Annotated in this window: 7 protein-coding genes; 5 read left to right on the forward strand and 2 right to left on the reverse strand. The window is 60.4% G+C overall.

Going from position 1 to position 8,548, the window contains the following annotated elements; all coding sequences use genetic code 11:
• The first annotated feature begins 28 nt into the window (after window positions 1-28).
• The 3 genes from ACYYKW_RS12810 to ACYYKW_RS12820 all read left to right on the forward strand — a co-directional run bounded on the left by ACYYKW_RS12810 (window position 29) and on the right by ACYYKW_RS12820 (window position 3,666).
• Complete coding sequence (locus ACYYKW_RS12810) at window positions 29-769, forward strand: phosphoadenylyl-sulfate reductase (protein WP_093103105.1); 741 nt, start codon at window positions 29-31, stop codon at window positions 767-769.
• A gap of 574 nt (window positions 770-1,343) precedes the next feature.
• A complete protein-coding gene (locus tag ACYYKW_RS12815) occupies window positions 1,344-2,882 on the forward strand; it encodes an NCS1 family nucleobase:cation symporter-1 (RefSeq protein ID WP_464990286.1) in 1,539 nt (512 codons plus the stop codon).
• Between the two features lie 55 nt (window positions 2,883-2,937).
• On the forward strand, window positions 2,938-3,666 hold the full coding sequence (locus ACYYKW_RS12820) for an aspartate/glutamate racemase family protein (RefSeq protein WP_090282534.1): 729 nt from the start codon (window positions 2,938-2,940) through the stop codon (window positions 3,664-3,666).
• Window positions 3,667-3,770: 104 nt separating this feature from the next.
• Here the strand turns inward: ACYYKW_RS12820 and ACYYKW_RS12825 are convergent, their stop codons facing one another.
• Window positions 3,771-4,694, reverse strand: coding sequence for a LysR family transcriptional regulator (locus ACYYKW_RS12825; protein ID WP_090288461.1), 924 nt, complete (start codon window positions 4,692-4,694; stop codon window positions 3,771-3,773).
• A gap of 125 nt (window positions 4,695-4,819) precedes the next feature.
• Here ACYYKW_RS12825 and ACYYKW_RS12830 point away from each other — a divergent pair, with 125 nt between their 5' ends.
• On the forward strand, window positions 4,820-5,566 hold the full coding sequence (locus ACYYKW_RS12830; protein ID WP_090282533.1) for a 3-oxoacyl-ACP reductase family protein: 747 nt from the start codon (window positions 4,820-4,822) through the stop codon (window positions 5,564-5,566).
• A 73-nt stretch (window positions 5,567-5,639) separates the two neighbouring features.
• Here the strand turns inward: ACYYKW_RS12830 and ACYYKW_RS12835 are convergent, their stop codons facing one another.
• Window positions 5,640-6,335 (reverse strand): HAD-IA family hydrolase, encoded by a 696-nt coding sequence (locus ACYYKW_RS12835; protein WP_093103111.1) that lies wholly within the window; start codon window positions 6,333-6,335, stop codon window positions 5,640-5,642.
• Window positions 6,336-6,578: 243 nt separating this feature from the next.
• On the opposite strand from ACYYKW_RS12835, the gene ACYYKW_RS12840 reads away from it, so the two are divergent.
• Window positions 6,579-8,548 (forward strand): DUF6531 domain-containing protein (locus tag ACYYKW_RS12840; RefSeq protein WP_464990287.1); only part of this gene is annotated, 1,970 nt, incomplete at its 3' end.

The following is an 8,548-nucleotide window of genomic DNA, read 5'->3' on the forward strand; positions in this document are numbered from 1 at the left end:
CGCCACCGACCTGTAGGAAGCCGCCCTGATGAGCCCAACGTTCGACGTCGTGGAACTCGCCACGACCTATGCCAACAAATCCGCACAAGACATCCTCAAGCTCGCCTTTGCCGAGTTCGGTGATGAGCTGTGGATATCTTTCAGCGGCGCCGAGGATGTGGTGCTGGTGGACATGGCCTGGAAGCTCAACAAGAACGTCAAGGTGTTCAGCCTCGATACCGGTCGCCTGCACCCGGAAACCTACCGCTTCATCGAGCAGGTGCGCGAGCACTACAAGATCGACATCGAAATCGTCTCGCCGGACCACGCGAAACTTGAACCGTTCGTGAAGGAAAAAGGCCTGTTCAGCTTCTACCGCGACGGCCACGGCGAATGCTGCGGCATCCGCAAGATCGAGCCGCTGCGGCGCAAGCTCGCCGGCGTCAAAGCCTGGGCCACCGGCCAGCGCCGCGATCAGAGCCCGGGCACGCGCAGTGCCGTCGCGGTATTGGAAATCGACACCGCGTTCTCCACCCCGGAACGCACTTTGTACAAGTTCAACCCTCTGGCGCAGATGACCAGCGAAGAAATCTGGGGCTACATCCGCATGCTCGAACTGCCTTACAACAGCCTGCACGAACGCGGCTTCATCAGCATCGGCTGCGAACCCTGCACCCGCCCGGTCCTGCCCAACCAGCACGAGCGCGAAGGTCGCTGGTGGTGGGAAGAAGCGACGCAGAAAGAATGCGGGTTGCATGCGGGGAATATCATCAGCAAGAGCAAGGCTTAGTCCTTAGCGACACTGATCTCCCTTGTAGGAGTGAGCCTGCTCGCGATAGCGGTGTGTCTGCCAAATATTCATAACAGACACACCGCTATCGCGAGCAGGCTCACTCCTACATTAAATCCCCAGCGACTCGAAAAATGTGTACACACAAATGTCACCATCGGTGCCATTTATGTGTGCACTTTTCGTTTTCACGCCCTGAAAAGTTACATCCCCGCTCAAATCCTCACCGCCACCTCCCAGTGCAAAAACTTCGTCAGAAAATAATTACCTGTGCAATCGGTCAGTTTTTACCGCCCGGTTTTCAGCCACTTATCGTCCGTCGATAACTTTTCGAAATCAGCAACGCTTCCAATAGACCCGCAACTGGCACAGATCTCGCTTTTATGCATACATGTTTTGTATACAAAACTGCAAAGCATGAATCCACTTTCGATCCGCAAGCCTGAAGCGCCCTATCCCGTACAGGCTGCAGATGCCCCGTAACCAGTGATGTTGTCACCGTCGCGACGAAGATATGTCGAGCCCGCCGGCTCATGCACAGTCATCGCGGCCTGAACATCAGGAGCCTGCCGGAATGCGTACAAGTCTCTCCAATAACATCGCGCTGAATCTGCCCTCCTCCACGCTTGATCAACCGTTGCCCGACGACGGACTGAGCGAGCCGCTGCAACTGAGCCCGCGTCTGCACAACAGCGACCTGGCGCCGACCAAGGTCGAAGGCCGGCGCTGGGGCAAATACAGCATTTTCGCGCTGTGGACGAATGACGTGCACAACATCGCCAACTACTCGTTCGCCATCGGCCTGTACGCGTTGGGTCTGGGCGGCTGGCAGATTCTGCTGTCGTTGGGGATCGGCGCGGCGCTGGTGTATTTCTTCATGAACCTGTCCGGTTACATGGGGCAGAAAACCGGGGTGCCGTTTCCGGTGATCAGCCGGATCAGTTTCGGCATTCACGGGGCGCAAATTCCTGCATTGATCAGGGCAGTTATCGCCATTGCCTGGTTCGGTATTCAGACGTACCTCGCCTCGGTGGTATTCCGCGTTTTGCTGACCGCCGTGCATCCCGGTTTCGCCGAGTACGATCACGACTCGATCCTTGGCCTGTCGAGTCTGGGCTGGGTGTGTTTCGTGGCGATCTGGCTGGTGCAACTGGCGATTCTTGCTTACGGCATGGAGATGGTGCGTCGATACGAAGCGTTTGCCGGTCCGGTGATTCTGCTGACCGTCGCTGCCCTCGCCGCCTGGATGTACCTCCAGGCCAACGCAACCATCGCCTGGTCGATCCGCGAACCGCTGACCGGTGCCGAAATGTGGCGCAATATCTTTGCCGGCGGCGCGTTGTGGCTGGCGATCTACGGCACGTTGATTCTGAATTTCTGCGATTTCGCCCGCTCTTCGCCGTGCCGCAAGACCATCAAGGTGGGAAATTTCTGGGGTTTGCCGGTGAATATTCTGCTGTTCGCCGCGATTACGGTCCTGCTCTGTGGCGCGCAATTTCAGATCAACGGGCGAATCATCGAAAGTCCGACCGAGATCATCGCTTCGATTCCCAACACCTTCTTTCTGGTACTCGGCTGCCTGGCGTTTCTGATCGTCACCGTGGCGGTGAACATCATGGCCAACTTCGTCGCGCCGGCCTTCGTACTGAGCAATCTGGCGCCGAAGTACCTGACCTTCCGCCGCGCCGGGTTGATCAGCGCGACCCTCGCGGTGCTGATCCTGCCGTGGAATCTCTACAACAGCCCGCTGGTGATCGTGTATTTCCTCTCCGGTCTCGGCGCCCTGCTGGGCCCGTTGTACGGGGTGATCATGGTCGACTACTGGCTGATCCGCAAAGGCAGGATCAACGTGCCGCAGCTCTACAGCGAAGCAGCCGATGGCGCTTATTACTACAGCCGTGGCGTCAATTTCCGCGCCGTGGCGGCGTTCATTCCTGCGGCGCTGATCGCCATTGTCCTGGCGCTGGTGCCAGGTTTCCACAGCGTCTCACCGTTTTCCTGGCTGATCGGCGCCGGGATCGCCGGGATGCTTTATCTGATCATCGCCCAACGTCAGCCGCACTACGCCGACGTCAGTGGCGAATCCATCGCCGTCGACAACGTCTGCCATTAATCCCTTCGCGGTCCGGTTTTCGGGCCGCACTACTGCCCGCAATAAGGATGTCCCCATGCGTATTCTCGTGGTCAACGTCAACACCACCGAATCCATCACCGAAGCCATCGCCCGCTCGGCGCAGGCTGTCGCTGCTCCCGGCACCGAAATCGTCGGCTTGACCCCGCATTTCGGCGCCGATTCGATTGAAGGCAACTTCGAAAGCTATCTTGCCGCCATTGCCGTAATGGACCGGGTGATGTCCTACGACCAGCCGTTCGACGCGGTGATTCAAGCCGGCTACGGCGAACACGGCCGCGAAGGCTTGCAGGAACTGCTCAACGTGCCAGTGGTGGACATCACCGATGCGGCGGCGAGCACGGCAATGTTTCTCGGCCACGCGTATTCGGTGGTGACCACACTGGACCGCACCGTGCCGCTGATCGAGGATCGTCTGAAACTGTCCGGTCTGTGGGATCGTTGCGCGTCGGTACGGGCCAGCGGTCTGGCCGTGCTGGAGCTGGAACACGAGCCGCAGCGTGCGCTGGAAGCCATCGTGCATCAGGCTGAATTGGCGGTGACCCAGGACAAGGCCGAGGTGATTTGCCTGGGTTGCGGGGGCATGGCCGGCCTCGATGAGCAGATTCGTCGGCGGACTGGAGTGCCAGTGGTGGATGGCGTGACAGCGGCGGTGACGATTGCCGAAGCGTTGGTGCGCTTGCGTTTGTCGACGTCCAAGGTGCGCACTTATGCGACGCCGCGGCCGAAGAACATTGTGGGCTGGCCGGGGCGGTTTGCCCGATAGACCGCGTTATCGTTCATCGCGAGCAGGCTCACTCCTACAGGGGAATGCGTTCCCTGTAGGAGTGAGCCTGCTCGCGATGGCAACGACTCGATTCAAAGCCCTGCTCAGATGGCACTGAACCGCCCCGCCAATCCCCGCTCCGCAAACTGCTCAATCACAAAATCGACAAACGCCCGAGTCTTGCCCGGCAACAATTTATGCTCGGCGTAGTAAATCGAAATATTGCCATCGTCGACAAACCAGTCCGGCAGCACCCGCTGTAACGTCCCCGCCTGCAGATACCCGACCGCAAACGGCATGCTCACCAGCGCAATCCCCAACCCTTGCATCGCCGTCGCACACGCCGCTTCGGAATCGCTCATGGTCATCCGCGCCTGCAGCGTCAGCGGACTGTGTTGCCGGTCGCGGTGAGTCAGTTGCCAGGACCGCACGCGCCCGGTTTGCGGCGAGCGAATCAGGATGCCGTCGTGCGGTTTGAGGTCGTCCGGATGAGTGATCGCCGGGTGCGCCGACAGATAGTCCTGTGACGCGACCAGCACCCGATGGGCCGGTGTCAGTTTGCGTGCGACCACGCCCTGAGGCAGTTCGAAACCACCGCCGATCGCCGCATCGAAGCCCTGGCCGATCAGATCGACCTGTCGATTATCGAAATGCCAGTCCGGGTTGATCGCCGGGTAACGCTGCAGAAACTCACCGAGCAACGGCACGATATACAGGCGCCCGAACACCGTGCCCATGCTGACTTTCAACGTCCCGGCCGGTTGCCCCCCGGCGCTGGCCAGATTCGCCACAGCATTCTGGATCGTTGTCAGGCTGGCGCTGACTTCGCTCAAAAACAGTTGCCCGGCCTCGGTCAGCGTCAGGCTGCGTGTACTACGCTGGAACAGCCGTACGCCGAGCCGCGCCTCCAGTTTCGCCACGCTCTTGCCGACTGCCGCCGGGGTCAGACTCAAGCGGCGCGCGGCTTCGGCGAAGCTGCCGACCTCGGCACTGCGCACGAAGCATTCGATACTGCTGAACGTTTCCATGATCACCACTATAAACTTCTGGTTTACACAGACTATAGCAATCAGGGTCTACACGGTGGTCGATGCGACGCCGATACTCGGCACCAACACCAAGGCATCCCGCCTTGAACATTTGGAGATCGAACATGACCACTCAACACCTCAGCGGCAAAGTCGCTCTGATCCAAGGCGGTTCGCGCGGCATCGGCGCAGCCATCGTCAACCGCCTGGCTGCTGAAGGCGCTGCTGTTGCCTTCACTTACGTCAGCTCCGCCGCCAAGGCCGAAGAACTGCAGAACAGCATCACCGCCAACGGCGGCAAAGCCCTGGCGATCAAGGCTGACAGCGCCGACGCCGAGGCCATCCGCCATGCCGTCAGCGCTACCGTCGAAGCCTTTGGGCGCCTCGACATTCTGGTCAACAACGCCGGCGTGCTGGCCATTGCGCCACTGGAAGACTTCAGTCTGGAAGATTTCGACCGGACGCTGGCGATCAACGTGCGCAGCGTGTTCATTGCTTCGCAGGAAGCAGCGAAGCACATGGGCGAAGGCGCGCGGATCATCAACATCGGCAGCACCAACGCCGACCGCATGCCCTTCGGCGGTGGCGGTGTGTATGCCATGAGCAAATCGGCGCTGGTCGGTCTGACCAAAGGCCTGGCTCGCGACCTCGGCCCGCGCGGCATTACCATCAACAATGTACAGCCCGGCCCGGTCGACACCGACATGAACCCGGCGCACGGTGACTTCGCCGACAGCCTGATCCCGTTGATGGCCGTTGGGCGTTACGGCACTGCCGCAGAAATCGCCGGTTTCGTCGCTTATCTGGCGGGGCCGGAAGCCGGTTACATCACTGGCGCCAGCCTGACCATCGACGGTGGTTTCGGCGCTTGATCTTACTGAGTCACCTGAAAGTAAAACGCCGCTGCTCCTTTTATAGAGCGGCGGCGTTTTTTATTTCAGATGTTCAGGCCCATTCCAGCATCGGCAAACCGAAAGCGCTCGGGGTGAAGCCTTTCAAGGTACGAAGAATCCCATCGGCGTGTGCGTATTTTTCATCGGGCATCGCGGCATCGGGGATCGCGATGGCGGTCATCCCGGCGGCTTTCGCGGCGGTCACGCCGAACGGTGAATCCTCGAACACCAGACAATCCTGCGGCGCGACGCCCAGACGTCGGGCGGCGGTGAGGAAGATATCCGGCGCCGGTTTCGCCGCGCCGACTTCCGGATCGTCGGCGGTGACAATGAAATCGAACAATGCGAACCAGTCGCGGTGCAGCGTGGTTTTCTGGCCGAACGACTGACGCGAGGAACTGGTGCCCACGGCGATCGGAATATTGTGCGCCTTGAGATGGCGGACCAATTCCTCTGCGCCCGGCATCGCTTGCGCCTTGGGGAAACGCTCACGCATCAACGGCTCGCGGATCTGCAGGAACTCTTCAGCGGTGATCGGCAGCTCCAGCGCCTGCACCACGTAGTTCGCCAGGTCATTGGCGCCACGGCCGATGATGTTCTGTTTGATGCTCCAGTCGAAGGTGCGCCCGTAGCGCCCGACAATCAGCGAAGTGACTTCGGTGTAGATGCCCTCGGTGTCCAGCAGCAAACCGTCCATATCGAAAATCACGGCCTTGATCGGGCCTAACGCCTTCAGCGGTGCATTCATCTCGGATCCGTTATCAATGACATCCCAGGCGGCGAAGACGCCGCTGCTCGGATCGGATTAAAGGGTTCAGCAGCATAGCGAGCCCGACAGACATTGAGCAACGGCCAATGTCCGCGAGGCGCTGAAACACTCGCGAAAAATTAGCGAAACATCCTACAGACACTGCCTACTTCCCCGACTTCTTTCTCGTTTGATCCCCCGCAAAGTCCTCGCACCCTTTTTGATGTGCGCGAGCGACTGCGAATGTTTGAACCTGATCGGCTCCTGGCCCTGAACAACAGCATCGGTTTGCTGGTGGTGGCCGCGCTCAATCCCGAGCAACCGGATTTCGAAGCCTTGATCGGCGAATTCCGCCTGTGCCTGAACAACTACGACGCCTGGGCCGAGCAGTTCTGGACCGGCACTGCGCTCGACATCGAGCAGGTGTTTACCGTCGGCAACGACGTGCGCCTCAGTGCGCCGATCACCTCGCGACAGCCGCTCAGTTCATCGGTGGTCATGTGCCCGGCCAGCGGGCCGCTGGCCCTGGTCCACCTGTTCGAAGCCGCGCGTTTTGTGCCGATCGGCAATACACCGGTGACGCTTGAACCGCTGCTCAGTGAGGTCGACGGCGGCCAGACGTTCGGCGAACCGCTGCGCCATACCATTGGCCCCAGCGGCATTCTGCAAATCACCGACTGCGAGCGGGGCCAGCGTTATCGCATCACCTTCTTTCCCGATGTTTCCACTGCGCAGGTGCGGGCGTTGTATGCCTCTTATGAAGGGGTTATCGGGGACCTGGAAGGCTGGTTGCGCGGCGAGTGGGCCGGGTTTCAGCCGCAGTGGACGGAGTTTTCCAGCGCCGGGTTTCTTGAGCGTTACGGGCAGTTGCAACGGGCCGACTGGCGCGGTTTCGAGAGCGCGCTCAACGGCGTTTGGGACGATATTAAACAGGTCTTCGCCCTCCTCGCCGACTTGCAGGTTAATAGCGAAAAACTCCTTGAGTACCTGTGCGACGTTGAGCTGGAGGCGTTGCTCGCAGCCTCCAGCGAGGCCATCGCCAACGCGCTGTTGATGCTTAGCGACGAGCCGCTGCTGTTCATTCATCTGGCCGCGTTTACCAGTTGGCTGAAGATGCTGCCGCCGCAGTACCTCGCCGAAGTGGTGGCCGAGGTGCGCGTCGAACTGCTGGTCAGTTTTCTGCTGATGCGCGTGGCCGGCGGTGCCGGTGTGTCGCTGCGTTTGAGCAGCAAGGTGCTGGACAAGGTCAAGTCGCCACGGGCGCGGCAATGGCTGTCGGCCTCGGCGCTGCGTCTGACGGAGCTGACGTCGACGCCGGGACTGAACAAGCATGCCAACGCGTTGAAACCGTTGATGTTGCATGCGCGTGAGGTGGCGCTGAAACCGGCGCCCTCCGTTCCGCTGAAGATTCGTCAGGCCGATTCGCAGGTACTGACCGTGCCGAATCCGGCGCCGATGGCACGGGCCAAATCTGGCGGCTCGACGCGGCTGGAGCGTCACCAGCCGCACGACGACTCCCCCGACCAAGCGAAAAACCCCAACGGCGACAGCGCCGATTGCGTACCGCTGACCTGCACCAATGGTTGCCCGGTGTCGATGGTTACCGGCGAAGAGCTGCTGACGCTGACCGACGCGGTGCTGGATGGTGTGCTGCCGTTTGAGTTCAGCCGTTTGTATCGCTCGAGCGCCGTCGAAATCGATATCGGCTTGGGGTTTGGCTGGAGCCATTCGCTGGCGCATCGGCTGGAGTTTGAGGGCGACTTTGTTGTTTGGGTCGACCATGAAAACCGTCGTATGCGGTTTCCTTTACCGAGCGCGACCCGGCCGGCGATTCACAACAGTCTGTCGCGGGCGGCGATTTTTCTGGGGGATGAACCGGAAGAGCTGATTCTGGCGCTGGCCGGGGAAGCGGCGCGGTTTTATCACTTTCGTGCCGGGCGGCTGACGGCGATCAGTGATGCGTATGGCAATCGGCTCTCGGTGCATCACGATCGGGCTGATCGGGTGCAGCGGCTGGATAACGGCGCCGGTCGTTCGCTGCTGTTGCGTTATGACCGGGCGCAACTGGTTAGCGTGGATTATCAGGTGTTTCGTGAAAGCGCCTGGCACACCGAACAAACGCTGGTCAGCTACCGCTTCGACGCTTATCAAAATCTGATCGAAGCCACCAACGCCGTCGGCGACAGCGAGCGTTACGACTACGACGACGCTCA

Source organism: Pseudomonas sp. 15C, from assembly GCF_055484735.1.